The 18,535-nt window shown below is 62.4% G+C and carries 15 protein-coding genes; 9 read left to right on the top strand and 6 right to left on the bottom strand.

Annotated features, from left to right (window positions below):
- The first annotated feature begins 161 nt into the window (after positions 1-161).
- From BPHY_RS29310 to BPHY_RS42060, 3 genes are all read left to right on the top strand, one after another.
- Positions 162-2,441 carry a two-partner secretion domain-containing protein gene (locus tag BPHY_RS29310; RefSeq protein WP_012405085.1) on the top strand — a complete coding sequence of 760 codons (2,280 nt, stop codon included), beginning with the start codon at positions 162-164 and terminating at the stop codon, positions 2,439-2,441.
- An 80-nt stretch (positions 2,442-2,521) separates the two neighbouring features.
- Complete coding sequence (locus BPHY_RS29305; RefSeq protein ID WP_012405084.1) at positions 2,522-4,252, top strand: ShlB/FhaC/HecB family hemolysin secretion/activation protein; 1,731 nt, start codon at positions 2,522-2,524, stop codon at positions 4,250-4,252.
- A 1-nt stretch (position 4,253) separates the two neighbouring features.
- Positions 4,254-4,415, top strand: a complete 162-nt coding sequence (locus BPHY_RS42060) for a hypothetical protein (protein WP_157686863.1) — start codon at positions 4,254-4,256, stop codon at positions 4,413-4,415.
- A gap of 40 nt (positions 4,416-4,455) precedes the next feature.
- Here BPHY_RS42060 and BPHY_RS29300 read toward each other — a convergent pair whose 3' ends face one another.
- The 3 genes from BPHY_RS29300 to BPHY_RS42055 all read right to left on the bottom strand — a co-directional run bounded on the left by BPHY_RS29300 (position 4,456) and on the right by BPHY_RS42055 (position 6,600).
- Entirely contained in the window at positions 4,456-5,565 is a 1,110-nt protein-coding gene (locus tag BPHY_RS29300; protein ID WP_244257819.1) for a TadG family pilus assembly protein, read from the bottom strand.
- Between the two features lie 18 nt (positions 5,566-5,583).
- Positions 5,584-6,045, bottom strand: coding sequence for a TadE/TadG family type IV pilus assembly protein (locus BPHY_RS29295; protein ID WP_012405082.1), 462 nt, complete (start codon positions 6,043-6,045; stop codon positions 5,584-5,586).
- Positions 6,046-6,429: 384 nt separating this feature from the next.
- Complete coding sequence (locus BPHY_RS42055; RefSeq protein ID WP_157686859.1) at positions 6,430-6,600, bottom strand: hypothetical protein; 171 nt, start codon at positions 6,598-6,600, stop codon at positions 6,430-6,432.
- 369 nt (positions 6,601-6,969) lie between these two features.
- Here BPHY_RS42055 and BPHY_RS29290 point away from each other — a divergent pair, with 369 nt between their 5' ends.
- Positions 6,970-8,403 (top strand): sialidase family protein, encoded by a 1,434-nt coding sequence (locus BPHY_RS29290; protein WP_012405080.1) that lies wholly within the window; start codon positions 6,970-6,972, stop codon positions 8,401-8,403.
- A 475-nt stretch (positions 8,404-8,878) separates the two neighbouring features.
- Entirely contained in the window at positions 8,879-11,464 is a 2,586-nt protein-coding gene (gene acnB, locus BPHY_RS29285) for a bifunctional aconitate hydratase 2/2-methylisocitrate dehydratase (protein WP_012405079.1), read from the top strand.
- A gap of 227 nt (positions 11,465-11,691) precedes the next feature.
- On the opposite strand, the gene BPHY_RS29280 is transcribed toward acnB, so the two are convergent.
- Positions 11,692-12,573, bottom strand: coding sequence for a class I SAM-dependent methyltransferase (locus tag BPHY_RS29280; protein WP_012405078.1), 882 nt, complete (start codon positions 12,571-12,573; stop codon positions 11,692-11,694).
- A 42-nt stretch (positions 12,574-12,615) separates the two neighbouring features.
- Positions 12,616-13,530 carry a CHAD domain-containing protein gene (locus BPHY_RS29275; RefSeq protein ID WP_012405077.1) on the bottom strand — a complete coding sequence of 305 codons (915 nt, stop codon included), beginning with the start codon at positions 13,528-13,530 and terminating at the stop codon, positions 12,616-12,618.
- Positions 13,531-13,779: 249 nt separating this feature from the next.
- Here BPHY_RS29275 and BPHY_RS29270 point away from each other — a divergent pair, with 249 nt between their 5' ends.
- Complete coding sequence (locus tag BPHY_RS29270; RefSeq protein ID WP_012405076.1) at positions 13,780-14,148, top strand: NUDIX hydrolase; 369 nt, start codon at positions 13,780-13,782, stop codon at positions 14,146-14,148.
- Positions 14,149-14,164: 16 nt separating this feature from the next.
- Here the strand turns inward: BPHY_RS29270 and pdxR are convergent, their stop codons facing one another.
- Entirely contained in the window at positions 14,165-15,727 is a 1,563-nt protein-coding gene (pdxR, locus tag BPHY_RS29265; protein WP_012405075.1) for a MocR-like pyridoxine biosynthesis transcription factor PdxR, read from the bottom strand.
- A 113-nt stretch (positions 15,728-15,840) separates the two neighbouring features.
- Between pdxR and BPHY_RS29260 the strand changes: the two genes are divergently transcribed.
- The 3 genes from BPHY_RS29260 to BPHY_RS29250 all read left to right on the top strand — a co-directional run bounded on the left by BPHY_RS29260 (position 15,841) and on the right by BPHY_RS29250 (position 18,516).
- Positions 15,841-16,479 carry an FMN-binding negative transcriptional regulator gene (locus BPHY_RS29260; RefSeq protein WP_012405074.1) on the top strand — a complete coding sequence of 213 codons (639 nt, stop codon included), beginning with the start codon at positions 15,841-15,843 and terminating at the stop codon, positions 16,477-16,479.
- Positions 16,480-16,715: 236 nt separating this feature from the next.
- Complete coding sequence (locus BPHY_RS29255; protein WP_012405073.1) at positions 16,716-17,888, top strand: MFS transporter; 1,173 nt, start codon at positions 16,716-16,718, stop codon at positions 17,886-17,888.
- 43 nt (positions 17,889-17,931) lie between these two features.
- Positions 17,932-18,516: a hypothetical protein gene (locus BPHY_RS29250; RefSeq protein WP_012405072.1), complete on the top strand. Its 585-nt coding sequence runs from the start codon at positions 17,932-17,934 to the stop codon at positions 18,514-18,516.
- Positions 18,517-18,535 lie beyond the last annotated feature (19 nt).

The following is an 18,535-nucleotide window of genomic DNA, read 5'->3' as shown; positions in this document are numbered from 1 at the left end:
GCGAAACGATTGGTAAGCAGAAAGCGTCTGCCACAATACCGCTGACCGCGAAGGCTCCGGCGCGCCAACGATACCCGCCATCAGTGATCCGGCCTCCAGCACAACAAGGTATCGTGCGCGCGTTGTGGCTTGCGGCCGATACCATAGCCAGGGACAGAACCATGATCACAGATCAACGGCTGGTATCGCACGCTTGTGACGTCCGACGCAATTCGAATGCGCGTTCGCTCTGCGCTCACTCGTTCCACCCGATCAACACGTTGCGCGTTGCCGCGCTGCTGGCGCTTTGCTGCGCGGCATCCGCACACGCTGGCGGACTGCTGCCCGCGGGCGGGCGATTCGTCGGCGGCAGCGGGTCGATCGCCACAAACGGATCGACGCTAACCGTCAATCAATCGACAGGACGCGCGGTCGTTAACTGGGACAGCTTCTCTATCGGCAACGGCAACCAGGTTGTGTTCGCCAACGGCAGCGGCGCGACGCTCAACCGCGTCACGGGTGGCAAGGCATCGGCCATCCTGGGCGCACTCACGGCCAGCGGCAGCGTGTACCTGATCAATCCGCAAGGCATCGTCGTGGGTCCGCGGGGCGTGATCGCCACCAACGGACGCTTTGTTGCGTCCACACTCGACGCCGATCCCGCCGCCTTCATGAAAGGCGGCCCGCTTGCGCTTGCGGGCAATTCGAATGCAAGCATCGTCAACCTCGGCAAGATCGCCTCGAATGGCGGCGACGTCTTTCTGATCGCGCGCAGCGCGATCATGAACGACGGCATGATCAGCGCACCCAATGGAACCGTGGAACTTGCCGTGGCGAAGCAGGTATTGCTGCAGGATTCGTCGACGGGCAGGCAGGTGTTGGTGCAGTCCGGCGCGGGCGGCACGCTCGCCAACACGGGCGCTATCCAGGCGGCGCAGATCAGCCTGCAAGCCGTGGATGGCAACATCTACGCGCTAGCAGGCAATCACGAGGCCATTCGCGCGACGGGCACGGCCACGCGTGACGGCCATGTGTGGCTCGTTGCCGAGCAAGGCACCATGCGGCCGGGCGGCGTCATCGGCGCATCCGGCGGCACCGTCGACATGAACGCGAAGACGCTCGCGTTTCCCCAAGGCGGCACGACGGTGGACGCAAAACAATGGAACCTCTCCGCCCCGACATTCACTGTCGACCAGATGGCAGCAAACGCGCTTTCGCAAGGGCTCGGCCACGGCACATCGGTCAAGGTGCAAACGACGGGCGCGAACAGCAGCGGCGGCGACCTCAACGTCGATTCCGGCATCCACTGGCAAGGAGGCGCGTCGCTGACGCTTGCCGCGTACCACACGTTGACGCTCGGCTCCGATGCGACGCTCGCCAATCAGGGTAACGGCAACCTGACACTGCGCGCCGACGCCGCCAGTCTCGACAATGCGGGCGCGGTCGTGAATCACGGCGCAATTGACTGGTCGCGCAGCACGGGCATTGTCAACGTGCTATACGACATGAACGGCGCCTACAGTGGGGGCACGCTGCTTGGCAATCCCGCATGGAAATCCGCGCCTTCGAGCGGCCAGCTCACGCAGATCACCGGCTATAAGCTGGTCAACAACGTGAACGATCTGGAGAACATCAGGCAAGACCTGGCGGGCAATTACGCGCTCGGTGCCGACATCGATGCTGCGGCGCATGTGTTTGCGCCGATCGGCAACCATACGACGCCGTTCACGGGGCAGTTCGACGGCATGTGGCACACCGTTTCCAATGCCACCATCAACATCGACGATTTCAGCAAGGACTACTCGTCGGGACTGTTCGGCGTGGTGGGATCAGCGGGCGTGCTGCGCGATGTCGGTATCGAGAACGGCTTCGTGTCGACAAGCAACCAGGGCAGCGGCATCCTCGCCGGCGTCAACCGGGGCGTCATTGCATACGCGCATACCTCGGGACGTGCAGGCGAAGTCGAGCAGAACGGTACGGACTTCGGCGGGCTCGTCGGCAGAAACGAAGGCACAGTCGAACGCTCGTGGAGCAGCGCGACGGTCTCCGGCTCCGATGCGAACGGCGGACTGGTCGGCTACAACCTCGGCACGATTTTGCAGTCGTATGCAACGGGTGCGGTGAGTCCCGTCTTCTCTACGGGTTCCGGCGGCGGACTCGTGGGCATCAACGAGGGAACGGTCAGCCAGTCGTTCGCGACGGGTGCCGTGCAGACGCGCTCGATGCCGACGCATGGCGTGATCGCGTTCGGTTCCGGCACGCTCGCACCCGACGTCTACTGGAACCGGGAGACATCGGGGCAAAGCGTGAGCGGCGGCGACCTGCCGCCCGCGAACGGCCTGACCACCGCGCAGATGAGCGATCCCGCGAGCTTCGTGGGCTACGACTTCGGACCGAACGGCGCCTGGCTCATGCCCGCGGGCGCCACGCATCCTGTATTGAGGCTACCCGCCGCTCACTAGACGATCCCTTGCATGCTTCGACACGACAGCGGGCGGCGATTCGCGGCGCGCGCAGCAGCCGGCGTCACCCGTTCGACTTCATGCGGTGGCTGATCGTCGCGTCGTGCGCGGCTGCCGCCGTGCACGGCTCGCCTGTGGCAGCCCAGGCTTATCGCGACGTCGCGCCGCAACCTGCGCCGCAGTCGCCGCGCAGCGCGCAGTCGAAGCCTCAATCGCAGACGCAGGGCGACGCGTCGAAGGTCGCCGTCGAGCGGCTCGCGGGACTCGTGTTCGAGCCGGCCGGCGTGCCCCCTACCATGCCGCCGGCGCAGCAGCGCATCGTTGCCAATGCGCTGCCCGTACTCGATGCAGCCTTCCTGCAGAACTTCACTGCCGATCTCGACAAGCCGCTCACCTTCGGACGGCTCGCCGAAATACGTCAGGCCGTGATCGAGCACTACCGAAAAGCGGGCAAGCCGCTCGTCGATGTCTATGTGCCGGAGCAGGACGTCAGCTCAGGTGTCGTGCGTATCGATATCGCCGAGTTCAGACTGGGCCGTGTGCGCGCGAACGGTAACCGCTATTTTTCGAGCGGGCTGCTCGAACGCGAGATGCCGCTCGCGTCGAATGAGCCCATTCTTCAAGCGGACGTCTCGCTCGGACTGGCGGTGCTCAACGCGAATCCCTATCGCAGGGTGGATGCGATATTCGCACCCGGCGAAGCGACGAACACGACCGACGTCGTGCTTCAGACAGACGACCGTCTGCCGGTGCGTGCCAACGTGGGCTATGACAACGAAGGTGTACCGTCACTTGGCCGGGACCGCCTCTTCGCCGGCCTCGGTTACGGCAACCTCTTCGGCCTCGATCAACAGATCGCGTATCAGTTCACGGCCAGCAACGACTTCGTCAGCGGCAATCCGTCTATCGAAGGACGGCCTGACCGTGCCCGCTTCATGGCGCATGCGTTCAGCTACGTCGCGCCGTTGCCGTGGCTCGACAGCATCGAGTTCTTCGGCGTGTACGCGCAAAGCACGCCGCGACTGCCGGACACCTATGGACAGACGGGCATTTCTGCGCAGTTCAGTGTGCGCTACGACTGGCGTCTGCCGTCGACGGGTGATTGGGCGCAGTTGGTCCAGTTCGGTTACGACTTCAAGCGCAGCAACAACGACCTGGAATTCGGCGGCTTTCAGGTATTCAACTCGAACACGCATATCCATCAGTTCGTGGCCGTCTACGACATCAGCCAGCAGAAGGACACGGGGACAGCGCACGCAGCCGCAACGTTCGTTGCCAGCCCGGGCGGTCTCGACGGCGACAACAGCGACACGGCATTCAACACAGCGCGGCAAGGCGCGACGTCCCGCTACACATACGTGCAACTGACGGGATCTGACGCGTTCGCGCTCGGCCGAGGCTTCACGCTGGCGGCAAGCGGCACGTTTCAATGGACGCCCGACACGCTGTTGCCAAGCGAAGAAATCGGGCTTGGCGGCGAGACCAGCGTGCGAGGCTACGATCCCTATGTGATGCTCGGCGACCGCGGCTGGAACGTGCAGACGGAATTGCGCACGCCCGCTTTGGCGATCGGCGCAAGCGCTGTGCTCGCACAGCCGTTCGTCTTCTTCGATGCCGGGCGCGTGTGGACACGCATCGACCAGCCTGCGGAGTACAACCCCGGCATGCTTGCGAGCGTCGGCGCGGGCGTGCGCTTCAGATGGTCGCGCTTCGTCGATTTCCGGTGCACCTATGCCGCGCCCTTGCGCGCGGCGACGCCGGACGGATCGAAAGCGCCGATGGTGATGCTGTATCTGTCGATCGGAACGTGACATGTCCGCGCGGCTGCGCGGCGCAGACATGTCGATACATCACTTGCCGTACATAGCGAACGGAAAATATGTCGCTTCGATCTTCCTGTACGTGCCGTCGCGCAGAATTTCGAGCGAAGCCCTTGCCGCCCGGCGTGTCGAGAAAGCCCGGCTTGCCCGGTAAGGCGTCCATCAGCACGGCGTCGTGCCCGGCGCGGACCGGCTCATTGAACCAGACGCGGCGGTGTTATCGCCCCATAGTTCGGCCCGACGCCGCCGGCGTTCTTGGCCTGGCACTTGTCCGGCTGATTGCTCATCTGCAAAATGACATACGGGCTGGAGCCTTTCTTCGCACCGAGAACATGCACGCAAGCAAAGGCAACGACGGGCTGATAGCTGCCAGTCCCAAGGCTGCTGACGACAGGCACCGTCTCGTATTCACAGGTATGGTCTCCGGCAGCACTGCAATCGTTGACAGCCGTGTAGAGCGTATTCTCCTCGCCAGGCTGGATGTAGGTTCCAGGCTGCGACCCGATGCCGAGCGAATCGGTATTCTGACCTGCAATCAGTCCCCGCACGAACGTAACGTTGTTTTGCTGACTGGTCAGCGTAGTCCACTGCCCTGCTTCGCAACCGTTAACCTGATACGACGACGAGACCTGAAAGATGTATGGCGTGTTGGGTGTCTGGTTAAAGTCCTGTCCGGGGATCTTTGCCGTACTCGTGGCCAGCTTCGGCGAGTTGGTCGACGAGTCCCAGTAGTTGTCGAATAGACACTTGGACATCGCGAGCGGAAAAAGTCCGCCGGGGCCGACGTAGCCAGGTCTCGACACGGCCGCTGTCGCCGTTGCGCTCGCCGAGAGCGACGTCACGCCAAGGATGCTTGCGAGATAGACGGGAACACTGCCGTTCGCATTGGCGGCGCTCTTGGTGATCGTCACCTGGATGGCGGGCAGATCGTTCGTACCGGGTGTGAACGGCACAGTCTCCAGGGTGCCCGGGCTACCCGTTATGTTCCAGTAGCCCGACCCTGTCTGCGCCACCTTGATCACACTCCCCTGCACCGTGTTCGACGTCGAGGCCGTTGCAAAGCTGGACGCCTTCTGCGTAGCCGTCGTCCAGTCGGGCTCGGTTGCCGTCGTATTGCCGCACTGCGCACGCTGATACAGGCAAGGCGCACCTGCGAGCGCGGCAGCGTCAGCCGCATTCTGCAATTCGTTGCGCGACACCAGCAGATTGCCGATGTCGATCGCCAGCGCCGCCAACCCCAGAAGCGACACCATGCTCACGGCCGTGATCACCGCGACGGAGCCTCGCTGTTTTTGTTTGCTCATTCCGTGCATGATCGCGCCTCACTCGTTGTTCATGACCGTGGTCGCGGTCATCGTGATCGGGCCGGTAAGCGCGGACAGCATCGCGCCCAGTCCCAATCCCGAGTACTGGTATGAGACCGTCACCGTAAGCGGCGTTCCGAACGTGCCGCCGACACCGGATGGAACACTGACCGTCGGCGTATTGCTCGAGCCGAACGTCACGAGATAGTTCTGGCAATACGCGAGCACCACATTCGTGATGTCCTGCGTCGTGGGCTTCGGCGTTCGCAGCAATACGCCGGCGCGCGCACCTTCACGACTGGCGTTGGTGATCATCGCCTTGTCATAAAGCCCGATTCCCAGTTCAACGATGCCGAAGAGAATGAGCAGGAGAAGCGGCAGCACAATCGCGAATTCCACGGCTGCCGCGCCGCGTTGAGAGGTGTGGTGAGTACGACGATGTGCGCCCGTCGTAAGCCCGCATGCAGGATATCGTTTCATCATTTCCCCCGTGCTTCGGTCACTGCCGGGTTTGCACCGGCATTCATGACTCGCACCGGACTGCCGCTGCAGGACCCTTGCAGCAGCCATCGATGCGTAGTGTCCGCCCTCTCGCACAGAACATGCCATGAGCGTTGGCGGGTTGCGCAGTGGGACGTACAGCGGCTATCGCTGGATGCGCGATGCGGAAAACGGATCGCGGATGTTTCGCGTTCGAAACAGCCGATGGACCTGCGCCACGCGCCCCACTGACGGCGCGACGTGCCAGAGCGGCGGAAGCCGGTTCGACGGCGAATGTCGAACCTGTATCAGGACTGAGACAGTGCCTGGACGCGCAACAGACAGCACGCATCGCACAATGAAGCGAAATCCAGGTTGCCGTGGTCAGAACTTCTCCCCACGACCCATCGCCGCGCGAGGTTGTTGTTCGGATTCGCGCTGCCGCGAAGGTTCGTTCTTCTTATTCGGCAGATAGCAGCGCAGCAAAAGAGTGGCTAATTGCGCACGCAGGATCGGGCCACCAGGCGTCGACGATAACGCGAGAATGCCTGTCATTCGCAAGCGTTACCAGAATGCTTTCGGTTGTTACAAAAAATTCCCGCAATACGCTTTCTTACGATCTAAAGTCCTTTCCACGCGTCTGACGAATGCCCGTCATTGCGAAGCGTCTCATCATCGCGCGGCGTCGGTTTCGACGCGCAGGCAAAACAGCTTGATATCGAGTAGCGAAATCGTGACCGATGCGCTGGCGGTGATCAGCGCTGGCAGTCCGCGGCAGTCGAAGCTGTAGTGAGCGTGGCAAGCGAATCATGGCGGAGACATCGAGACCTCATCAGGCGAAGGCGACATGCCGCTCCACTTCGTTCGCAACTGGCAGCACGCTACGGTGAGCTGCAACGGATCGCAATGGAGAAGGAGTCTTCCATGCGTTGCAACAAGCCCCGTGTACTTTTGAGTGGCATTTCGATTGCCGTTGTTCTCGCAGCAGGCATGACGGCCGGTCGGGCCGCAACCGTTTCCGGCCCAAGCCTCTTTGCCAGTTGCGCCGTCGGCGGCCCCGGCACGAACTATGTGAATGCCGAAGTCGAGCCCTGGATCGCGACGAACCCGAAAAACCCGTCGAACCTCATCGGCGTATGGCAACAGGATCGATGGAACAACGGCGGCGCCCACGGTCTTGTCGCCAGTTCGTCGTTCGACAGCGGATCCACATGGACTACGCCAACAGCACTGCCGTTCAGTGCATGCACGGGGTTGCTCGGCTACGAGCGCGCGTCGGATCCGTGGGTATCGATCGGTCCCGACGGCACCGCGTACGCCGTGTCGATCTCCTTCAATCAATCGGACAACAGCAACGCGGTGGCCGCCTCGGTTTCGACGGACGGCGGACTGACGTGGGCGAAGCCGAACATCATCATCGCCAACAACGAACCAACGCTGCAATTCTTCAACGACAAGGAATCCGTGACGGCGAACCCTGTCAAGGCTGGCGTCGCGTATGCGGTGTGGGACCGCCTCGAACTGCCGAACGGCAACCCGTACGCGAACCTGCATACGGCTGCCTTCCGCGGACCGACGCTGTTCTCGAAGACGACGGATGGCGGCAGCACATGGAGTACTCCGACAACCATCGTGACCGTGCCTTCGCGGCAGCAGACGATCGGCAACCAGATCGTGATCAACTCGCAAAACGGCACGCTCTACGATTTCTTCGATCTGATCACGCCGCCGTTCTCCAAAGCGGCCGGCAAGGTGGCGTTCATCAAATCGACCGATGACGGTGCAACGTGGACCAGGCCCACAATCATCTCGGGTCTGCAAACCGTATCGGTCTTCGATCCGAACACGGGAGAGCCGGTGCGTTCTGGCGACATCATCCCCGAGCCCGCGATCGATCCCGCGAGCGGACAGTTGTATGTGGTGTGGCAGGATTCGCGCTTCAACGGCGGCCACTACGACGAGATCGCGTTCTCGACCTCGAAAGACGGCGGCGCGACATGGAGCGCGCCGATCCGGGTCAACACGCCCTCCGGCCGTCCTGCATTCAATCCGAGCATTCGCGTCAATTCGTCGGGAACCGTTGCCGTGACTTACTACGACTTCCGCAATCTCGCGGATGGCAACACCGCGACACTGCCGACGGATATCTGGCAAACCACATCGGCCGACAATGGAACGACGTTCGGCAATGAAGCCCATTTGGCGGGGTCGTTCGACCTCAAGTTCGCACCGAACGCCGAGGGCTTCTTCGTCGGCGACTATCAGGGATTGGCCGCCATCGGCGGGACGTTCGTGCCGTTCTTCGTAAAAACGAACCAGGACCTCAACAATCGCACGGACGTATTCGCCCTGCCTTAACGATAACGAGTGACTCGGTTGGCGCGCAGCGTGCACACGTGCGCTGCGCGCGACGCCGTTGATAGCATGCGGTTGTATCGATTCGTCGCCTTCGGCGCAGCGGCGATCAACCCTGGCGGACACGCATGCGCGGCAGTGACAGCTTCCAATGGTGCCGTCCCCGCCTGCCGCATTGACCGTGCTTCCCTCATTGCCGAACGCCCCTGCGACTGCTGTCGAAGCTGTGTTGTGCGGACCGTCAATGGTGCAAGGAAGCCGGTGAAGGTTGGTACTTGCTTTCGATGCGGCGCTCGACGGGACCCGGCGGCGCATGAGCGCGCCTTTTCCGCGATTCTGCAAACCAACTCTTATATAAGACATAAGACATTTGACGTTGCAGCACACAGCCATTAAAATCGCGCTCAAGCAATGCCCGAAGCAGCCGCGGAGCGCCTGACAAGCGTTCCCCTTAAAACGCAATACCAGCAGGTCCCCCATGCTTGAAAACTTTCGTGCTCATGTCGCCGCGCGCGCCGCGCTCGGCATTCCTCCCCTGCCGCTGACAGCCCAACAGACCGCCGAGCTGGTGGAACTGCTGACCAACCCGCCTGCCGGCGAAGAGCAGACGCTGCTCGACCTGATCACCAACCGCGTGCCTGCCGGCGTGGACGAAGCTGCACGCGTGAAGGCCGGCTTCCTTGCAGCCGTGGCCAAGGGCGAGACCGCCTGCGCGCTGATCTCGCGCGCCCGCGCCACCGAACTGCTCGGCACGATGCTGGGCGGCTACAACATCCAGCCGCTGATCGAGCTGCTGTCCGACGCCGAAGTCGGCACCGTCGCCGCCGACGCGCTGAAGAAAACCCTGCTCATGTTCGACGCGTTCCACGACGTCAAGGAGCTCGCCGACAAGGGCAACGCCAACGCGAAGGCAGTGCTGCAAAGCTGGGCCGACGCCGAATGGTTCACCAGCCGTCCGGAAGTGCCGCAAAGCCTGACCATCACCGTCTTCAAGGTCACGGGCGAAACCAACACCGACGACCTGTCGCCCGCCCCGGACGCCACCACGCGCCCGGACATCCCGATGCACGCGCTGGCGATGCTGAAGAACGCCCGTCCTGGCATCACCCCGGAAGAAGACGGCAAGCGCGGCCCGGTCAAGTTCATTGAGTCGCTGAAGGAAAAGGGCCACCTGGTCGCCTACGTGGGCGACGTGGTCGGCACGGGCTCCTCGCGCAAGTCGGCCACCAACTCGGTGCTGTGGTTCACGGGCGAAGACATCCCGTACATCCCGAACAAGCGCTTCGGCGGCGTGTGTCTCGGCGGCAAGATCGCGCCGATCTTCTACAACACGATGGAAGACGCCGGCGCCTTGCCGATCGAACTCGACGTGTCGAAGATGGAAATGGGCGACGTGGTCGAACTGCGTCCGTACGAAGGCAAGGCGCTGAAGAACGGCGAAGTAATCGCCGAGTTCCAGGTCAAGTCCGACGTGCTGTTCGATGAAGTGCGCGCCGGCGGCCGCATTCCGCTGATCATCGGTCGCGGACTGACGGGCAAGGCACGCGAAGCGCTGGGCCTCGCGCCGTCGACGCTGTTCCGCCTGCCGCAGCAGCCGGCCGACAGCGGCAAGGGCTTCTCGCTCGCGCAGAAGATGGTCGGCCGCGCATGTGGCTTGCCGGAAGGCCAGGGCGTCCGCCCGGGCACGTACTGCGAACCGAAGATGACCTCGGTCGGCTCGCAGGACACGACGGGCCCGATGACCCGCGACGAACTGAAGGACCTGGCATGCCTGGGTTTCTCGGCTGACCTCGTCATGCAGTCCTTCTGTCACACGGCAGCGTATCCCAAGCCGGTGGACGTGAAGACGCACCAGACGCTGCCGAACTTCATCAGCAACCGCGGCGGCATCGCGCTGCGCCCGGGCGACGGCGTGATCCACTCGTGGCTGAACCGTATGCTGCTGCCCGACACCGTCGGCACGGGCGGCGACTCGCACACGCGCTTCCCGATCGGCATCAGCTTCCCGGCCGGTTCGGGCCTCGTCGCCTTCGCCGCTGCTACGGGCACCATGCCGCTGGACATGCCGGAATCGGTGCTGGTTCGCTTCAAGGGCAAGATGCAGCCGGGCGTGACGCTGCGTGACCTGGTCAACGCGATCCCGCTGTACGCGATCAAGCAAGGCACGTTGACGGTTGCCAAGCAAGGCAAGAAGAACATCTTCTCCGGGCGCATTCTCGAAATCGAAGGCCTGCCCGATCTGAAGGTTGAGCAAGCGTTCGAACTGTCGGATGCATCGGCCGAGCGCTCGGCTGCCGGTTGCACGGTCCATCTGAACAAGGAACCGATCATCGAGTATCTCAACAGCAACATCACGCTGCTGAAGTGGATGATCGCTCAAGGGTACCAGGACCCGCGCAGCCTGCAGCGCCGCATCAAGGCGATGGAACAGTGGCTGGCCGACCCGCAACTGCTGTCGCCGGATGCCGACGCCGAATACGCCGCCGTCATTGAGATCGACCTGGCTGACATCCACGAGCCAATCGTGGCCTGCCCGAACGATCCGGACGATGTGAAGACACTGTCGGACGTGGCCGGTGCGAAGATCGACGAAGTATTCATCGGCTCGTGCATGACCAACATCGGCCACTTCCGTGCGGCGTCGAAACTGCTGGAAGGCAAGCGCGATATTCCCGTCAAGCTGTGGGTCGCTCCGCCGACCAAGATGGACCAGAAGCAACTGACCGAAGAAGGCCATTACGGCGTGTTCGGCACGGCGGGTGCGCGTACGGAAATGCCGGGCTGCTCGCTGTGCATGGGTAACCAGGCGCAGGTGCGCGAAGGCGCGACGGTCATGTCCACCTCGACCCGTAACTTCCCGAACCGCCTGGGCAAGAACACGAACGTGTACCTCGGCTCGGCGGAACTGGCGGCGATCTGCTCGCGTCTGGGCAAGATCCCGACCAGGGAAGAGTACATGGCCGACATGGGCGTGCTCAACGCAAACGGCGACAAGATCTATCAATACATGAACTTCGACCGGATCGAAGACTTCAAGCAGGTGGCCGACACTGTCACGATGTAAATGTGCTGACGGACTGCGGTGCGGCGTTGTAGTTATCGTCGGCCGCTGCGGTGCCGTTTTGCAGTGCCGTTTTGCAGTGCCGTTTTGTAGTGCAATGCGTAGCGCCGCAGGCTGAATACCTGCGGCGCCATTTTTTTCATCCACAACAGCGGCGAGAGGGAAAGCTGACGAGCGATGCGCGCGCCGGCTTCACATCATGGCAGGCGACTTCGACGTCGCGCGCCCCGCTAAGGCTTGACGAACCTGAGCGTCATGCGATCCGATTCTCCGATTGCAGCAAAGCGCGACCTGTCGGCTTCACCGCCGCGGTAGGTCGGCGGCAGCGACCACACGCCGTGCGGATAGTCCTTCGTATCTTTCGGATTCGCATTGATCTCGCTGCGCGCGATCAGCACAAAGCCGGCTGCTTCTGCGCGCTCGATGACGTACGCTTGCGTCACGTAACCGGAATCGATCATTTGCTGCAGGGTCGTTCCGGGCCGCGCGCGATGTTCCTCGACGCCAAGCTCGCCGCCATGCTTCAGCGCGCCATAGAACGCGCGCAGGTTCGCATCGAGCTGGCCGTCCTTGATCCAGTTATGGATGTTTCGAAACGTCAGCACACGGTCGAATCGATCATTTGCATCGAAGCCGATGAACTGGCCTGCATGCAATGTGCCGATGACCACCTTCCCGTAAACCGATGGATCGTTCGCAAGCTTGCGCCGATAAGCGGCATCGGTCGCGCTGTCTTCGGCGGCGAGATCGGCGGAGGTGCTCAGGTATTGCGCCTCGTAGAGCTGACCCGCTTCGCGCAGGTACGGCGCCAGGACGTCCGTATACCATCCGCCTCCCGGCGCGATCTCCAGCACGGCTTGTGCCGGACCGACGTCGAAGAATTGCAGCGTTTCTTTCGGATGGCGATAGACGTCTCGCGCACGCGCCGGACTGCTGCGCTGTGGGCCTCTGATGGCGGCATCGAGCGATGCGGCGCTGGCGTCCTGCGACTGCGATGCACGCGATGCGTACTGTGAATGCAGCGACGAGGACGCGCATCCCGTCAGCGTGAGTGCATAGAAAGCGGCGGCGATCGCGATGGCGCGCGCCCGGTCAACGCGAGTAGCGTACATGGAATCGATCCAGCTTCGAGAGACGAATACGATACCCGTTTTTTAGCGAGCGATGTCGCGCACCCGCCGTGAGGCTGCGCGCATTCGCCGGCCCTTCTGCTCTTGCAACCATCGCAACGATTCCTGCACGACCTCGGGCGGCACCTCGTAAAACGTTGTGGTGCGTATCAGCGTCTCGCTTGCGGCGATGTCGTTGAACCGTCCCAGCGTGTTCTGCACGGACGTCAGTTCCTTGATCGTACGTTCGTACCCGCCTTTGATGACCGGTTGAAAAAACTCGAGCAGGTACCTCAGCTTTTTGCCCGCCTTTCGAACATCGTGAAGCGCTTCCTCGTGTGCAGCTTCGCCACGGCGTCCTGCGCGCCTGCTGCGCTTTTGAAGTGTGCGCTGCGCCAGACGGACACGCTCCCTGGCGAACGCACGGATGGGAAGATCGTTGCAATGCAGTTGGAGCGCGCTTTGCGCGCGATGGAGCGCATCGTTGAGGAACGCCTCGACATCGTCGCATCTGATCATCGTCTGACTATGCACAACCGCCTGCGCGCGTTTCTCGCGCGCCGCGGCCGCCAACAGTTCGACCGATGCGCCCGATTCCTGCGCGGCTTGCAGGAGTTCCCCTGCGATGTCCCAATCACGGGTTCCACCCGCCACTGCTGCAAGACGCTTGAATTCTTCGGTGGCCTGCGCGGTCGCTTCTTCGCCAAGATACGGGGAGTATGCCCAGTACAAAGCACGAAGCCTCCGGAACGCAACGCGAAGCTGATGAAACCCTTCGACATCGCATGTTGTGGATAGCTCTCTGGCCCTTTGAACGGCTTCGGCCACCACGGGCGTCGCCAATGAGGAAAAGGTACTTGCGATGGAAGATGTTTTCCCAAGCGATGAACCGGCCGGGCGCCGGTTGGCCTTGAAGAATGTGGTTGGCCGCGGTAAGGGCCAGTCACCATCCATATCCATTGCAGCCTCGCTTGGGACAGGAGAATACGCGTCGCTGTGACCTTACCATAGCCATATTCGCGCGCCGCAACTGTTGTGACGTTTTGGTGGAATGTGGCTTGTTCGCGTCGCGTGTACGCCGTGCTCGCCTCGAGATACCACCCGCTTCTGCCGTTCTGTATTAGCATACGCGGCTAGGTCAATACTGCCCGATACGGTGGCGCATCGTGCGCGCCTCCAGAATGCCTGGGACATCAGTGGGAGGACGGTTTGAAGAAGCGCGCCACCGTGATTTGCCGCAGAGGTAAGCGAATCCTCCTCGTCGCACGCAGTCAATCAAAGTGGGCTTTGCCGGGCGGAATACTCAAGCGGGGCGAAGCTCGCACGGATGCCGCACTTCGGGAACTCAAGGAAGAAACGCGGCTCTCCGGCAAGTCAGCCAAGCACCTCTTCGACTTTCGCGGCAAGCAGAAGCATCATCACGTGATCGCCTGCGAGATTTCGAACCGCGCTAAAGCGCGCCCGAGTAACGAAATCGCGAGGTGCCGCTGGGTTCATCTCGACGACCTCCCCGGCCTGATGACCAGCGGGCCGACGGTCAACATCGTCAAGCTCATGAGCCAACGGCGCTGGAAGTAGCAACCCGTCTTCGAGACTAATTGCACGAGGTCCGGCGGCGCGATCCAACTTTGCCTGTGGACGGCTCGCGCACAGCGCCACGTCGTCCGGGTGACTGCGCCTCTGCGACGATAACGTCTGCAAGACGCTGTGCTGCCACGTTCATCTGCGCACCGCTGAAGCCCCCGAATCCAAGTATCAGACCCGGACGTGCGGTCCCCGGCGCAAAGGTCGGCGACACCGCACGCACGGAAACGCCCGCGCGCGCCGCCAGATCGACAACTTTCCGGTCGTCGATACCTTCCGCGAGCCACAGGACGAAATGCATACCCTGATCGCCGGGTTCAATCCATGCGAGTTCCTTGGGAAGCAAGGTTTCGAGCGTTTCGATCAGCTGCACCCGATGTTCGAAGTACACGTTGCGAACCTTGCGGATATGACGCTCCAGATGGCCCTCGGCCATGAAGGCCGCCAGTACGTGCTGATCGGCATTGGGCGGGTGACGGTCCATCAGCACGCGCGCGCCGCAGAACGCATCGACGAGATCGTCGGGGACGATCGCATAACCGAGACGCAGCGATGGAAACAGGATCTTGCTGAAGGTGCCGAGATAGATCACCCGATCTGGATCCAGCCCCTGAAGCGACGGAAACGGATAGCCCTCGTATCGAAGCTCGCTGTCGTAGTCGTCCTCCACTACCCACGCGTGGCTGGCGCGTGCCCACGCGAGCAATGCGTTGCGCCGCGCCATGCTCATCGGCATGCCCAGCGGATACTGGTGCGACGCTGTCACGAACGCAGCCCGCGCGTGCGGCGCCTTGCGTATGCCTGCTTCGACGTCGATACCTTCAACGTCGACGGGTACGCGAACCATCGTATCGCGACGGCCCGTACTCTCAAGTATGGCCGTCACGCCACGATAGGCCGGATTTTCAACCCACGCCTGATCGCGCGGACCGAGCAACACCTGACACGCGAGGAAGAGACCCTGCTGCGTTCCGCTGGTCACGATGACCTGTCCCGGCTCGCAACGCACTGAGCGCGACTTGCGCACGTAACTCGCAATCGCCTCCCGCAGCGGCAGCGCGCCTAGTGGGTCGGTGTAGCCCGCCGGCGCGCCCGGACCCTTGGCACGCAGCCGGTTGCCGAGCCGTCGCCAGATGTCGGCAGGCGCCGTGAGACCCACGGGAACGGAGATCGCAAACGGCACGTGCGGAAGCGGCCTGAACTCCTGCGCGATCTGCGCAAACGCGGTGGCAGGCTCGGGCAAGACGGGCCGCGCCGTACGCCCGCGGACGGCGCGCGGCTCGCTGGCCGGTGGCGCTTCGGCGAGCGCGTGTGCGACGCGCGTGCCGGCACCTCCTCTCGACTCCAGGAACCCTTCGGCGATCAACTGCTGGTAGGCCTCGATAACCGTACCGCGCGCGATTTGCAACGACTCCGCCAGCAGACGTGTGGACGGCAGCGCATCGCCGGGCAATACATCGCCGTTGCGCACCGCTTCACGAAGTGCCTGTGCGACCTGACGGCTCAGATTGCCCGCCGCGCGATCGAGCGTGCCGATCCACGGGATTTCCACCCTCCCGGCCGTTCTCGCCATGATTCTGGTTCACCAATAATTGTTCAAACTGGATCTTTAGCATAAACCAGTTTCCGGCCACAATGGCCGCTCGGATCACTCACCTCACACCTCGCCAGGCAAGTGGAGTCGAAATGTACCTACCCAGTCAATTCAACGAAGACAACCGCGAAGTGCTGCACGCACACATCGCGCAGCATCCGTTCGGGATGCTGGTGACGCATGGCAAGAGCGGACTGGATGCGAATCACATCCCTTTCGAACTGGCCGTGGAAGGAGAGAGCCTGGGCGTACTGCGCGCGCATGTCGCGCGGGCCAATCCCGTCTGGCAGGATGTCGCGAACGGCGATGAAGTGCTCGCCGTCTTTCGCGCCGGCGACGCTTATATTTCGCCAAACTGGTATCCGAGCAAGCACGAAGCGCACAGGCAGGTGCCGACGTGGAACTACATCGTCGTCCATGCGTATGGCCGCATCACCGTTCGCGATGACGAACGATACGTACGCGGCGTCGTGGGCCGGCTGACTCGCAAGCATGAAGCATCGCAAGCGCAACCGTGGAAGATGGCCGACGCGCCGAAGGATTACATCGATACCCTGATCCAGACGATTGTCGGGCTGGAGATCGAAATCACGCGGCTGGTCGGCAAGAGCAAGCTGAGCCAGAACAAGGAAGCGCGCGACATTCGCGGTGCTGGTGAAGCGCTCAGGGCCCGCGGGCAATTTCAGATCGGCGACGCGATGCTCGCCCGGTTGAGCGACAAGCCGCAGTGAAGCAGTTGGCCCCAGCAACGCACTGGCCGCCGCTTGCGGCCGACAGCCGTGCTGGCTGCACGGGTGACGAACGAGTGCGCGGCACGACGATTGCTTGCTAGTCTGATTTGCGGCCCTATCAGCGACGAGGCGGTCGACGGCGCGCCCCGTCGTTGAATGGAAGTGCCCCGCCAGTCCATACTATTTCGCCTAACGATGACCGACCCAACGCCGTGCCAACCTTCACCTCGACCAACATGCGTCCTGCGGGCGCGATGCTTTTGCTCATCGGTACGCTGCTGACGGGCGCGGGATACGGCGCCACCTTTCTTCTTTCGATGCGCTTCCGGTCCATCGGCGGAAACGAGTTCGATACGGGCATCGCGCTCGCGGGCGGCGTGCTCGGAACATTCGCGGGCGTGACAGCCGTCCGCTCGCTCGCGCCGCGCATCGGCACGGCGCGCATGGCCTCGCTTTCCGCACTGGGCGTCGGCATCGGGCTGGCGGGCTTTTCAGCAGCGATACGCGACAGTTCGCTCGAAGTGATGGCGGGATTTCTTCTTGGTCTCGGCTGGGGCGCGTTCTATGTTGCCGCGCCGCTGGCGTTATCTGAGCGCACACATACAGCCAACCGCGGTACGTGGTTTCTGCGCTTCGGCACGTTCCAGATGGCGGGAATCGGCGGCTGCCCTGCGCTTGCGGCATACGCGATCCACTTTTTGCACTGGTCCGTCAACAACGCGCTTGGCGTCATCGCGGGCCTTTGTGCGATCGCGTCCGTTCTACTGGAGATCTTCGGCCGGCTCTCGCCGCATTCGCCCGGCGAAACAAAAAAAGCGCGATGGCTCGGCGATCTTGGCGCGATTGCCCGCACGCGTGCCGTCTATCCCATCCTCATGATTGCGCTCGGCGCTTGCGTTTTCTCCGGCATCATGACCTTCCAGATGTCCCTGGTTCAAGGCACGCATGCACAAGCGAGCACGTTCTTCAGTCTCTATACGCTAACCGTGGTGTCGATGCGCTGGCTGCTGTCGCGACTCGTCGCCAGGGTCCCGACTGAAACCGCGACAAAGATGCTGCTCGTCGTCATGGTGCTTGGCATTGCATCGATGTTCGCTGTGCCCGTCCACGTGTTCTTTCAGGTGACGGCGGCGGTGCTGTTCGGAACGGGATATGGCCTAGTCTATCCCGTCATGCAGACGCAACTCGTCAACGATACCGAGGTGACGCATCACAATGCCGTTCTGACGTGGTTCGTGACCGCGTACTTCATTGGCGCGTTTGGTTTTCCGACGGTCGGAGGCTGGTTGCTCGTTCACAGCGGCAAAGGCGCGCTGTTGACCGTCATCGCAGCGTGCGGCGTGGCGGCGCTGCTGCTGGCATTTCTGCGAGACAAGCGCCGCGTGCGGGCGCTGACGATCAAGGCGTAATCCGACGTTGGCTGGATACGCCGCCATGAGAGGGAGCACGACAATGAAGATCCGTTTTTTCGTTGCAGCAGCCGTCGTCGCGATGACGACGGGCCGGGCCGCAATGGCCCAGACGCAGCCATCCGTGGAAGTCGAAAGAGGCAATAACAAGACCACGGTGAGGGGCACGACGACGGTCGTCGCGACGGTCACGGCCATCGATCCCGCCACGCGGACCGTTACGCTCAAGAACAAAAACGGCAAGACGGAAGAACTGAAGGCCGGCGAGCAGGTGCGCAATTTCGATCAACTGAAGATCGGCGATATCGTCACCACCGAGTATCACGAAGCGAGGTCGCTGAGTTTGAAGAAAACGAGCGGGCCGCGGTCTTCCAGCGAGAAGCAGATCCTGTTGCCGGCTGCTTCCGGGACCAAGCCCGGCGGCACGATCCGTCGCGAGGTGACGATTGTGGGCGATGTCGTCGCTATCGATGCGAACGGGGAACACATTACGGTTCGTGGGCCACAAGGGAAGGAGAATGTGCTGGTGGATCCCGAGCAGTTGCGGGATATTCACGTCGGAGATCAGGTTGAGATCGTGCGCAGCGAGGCCGTGGCTATATCGGTTTCGCCAGGGGTGGCGAATTAGGACTTGGCCTTTTGCGTTC

Source organism: Paraburkholderia phymatum STM815, from assembly GCF_000020045.1.
Taxonomy (GTDB): Bacteria; Pseudomonadota; Gammaproteobacteria; order Burkholderiales; family Burkholderiaceae; genus Paraburkholderia; species Paraburkholderia phymatum.
Note: the sequence above shows the minus strand (reverse complement) of the source record. Positions and strands in the feature narration are given on the sequence as shown.

Bases quoted from the DNA above. Each gene is read 5' to 3' on its own strand.
- BPHY_RS29310 (WP_012405085.1), top strand. From the start codon at position 162: ATGATCACAGATCAACGGCTGGTATCGCACGCTTGTGACGTCCGACGC.
- BPHY_RS29305 (WP_012405084.1), top strand. From the start codon at position 2,522: ATGCGGTGGCTGATCGTCGCGTCGTGCGCGGCTGCCGCCGTGCACGGC.
- BPHY_RS42060 (WP_157686863.1), top strand. From the start codon at position 4,254: ATGTCCGCGCGGCTGCGCGGCGCAGACATGTCGATACATCACTTGCCG.
- BPHY_RS29300 (WP_244257819.1), bottom strand. From the start codon at position 5,565: ATGAGCAAACAAAAACAGCGAGGCTCCGTCGCGGTGATCACGGCCGTG.
- BPHY_RS29295 (WP_012405082.1), bottom strand. From the start codon at position 6,045: ATGAAACGATATCCTGCATGCGGGCTTACGACGGGCGCACATCGTCGT.
- BPHY_RS42055 (WP_157686859.1), bottom strand. From the start codon at position 6,600: ATGACAGGCATTCTCGCGTTATCGTCGACGCCTGGTGGCCCGATCCTG.
- BPHY_RS29290 (WP_012405080.1), top strand. From the start codon at position 6,970: ATGCGTTGCAACAAGCCCCGTGTACTTTTGAGTGGCATTTCGATTGCC.
- acnB (WP_012405079.1), top strand. From the start codon at position 8,879: ATGCTTGAAAACTTTCGTGCTCATGTCGCCGCGCGCGCCGCGCTCGGC.
- BPHY_RS29280 (WP_012405078.1), bottom strand. From the start codon at position 12,573: ATGTACGCTACTCGCGTTGACCGGGCGCGCGCCATCGCGATCGCCGCC.
- BPHY_RS29275 (WP_012405077.1), bottom strand. From the start codon at position 13,530: ATGGATATGGATGGTGACTGGCCCTTACCGCGGCCAACCACATTCTTC.
- pdxR (WP_012405075.1), bottom strand. From the start codon at position 15,727: ATGGCGAGAACGGCCGGGAGGGTGGAAATCCCGTGGATCGGCACGCTC.
- BPHY_RS29260 (WP_012405074.1), top strand. From the start codon at position 15,841: ATGTACCTACCCAGTCAATTCAACGAAGACAACCGCGAAGTGCTGCAC.
- BPHY_RS29255 (WP_012405073.1), top strand. From the start codon at position 16,716: ATGCGTCCTGCGGGCGCGATGCTTTTGCTCATCGGTACGCTGCTGACG.
- BPHY_RS29250 (WP_012405072.1), top strand. From the start codon at position 17,932: ATGAAGATCCGTTTTTTCGTTGCAGCAGCCGTCGTCGCGATGACGACG.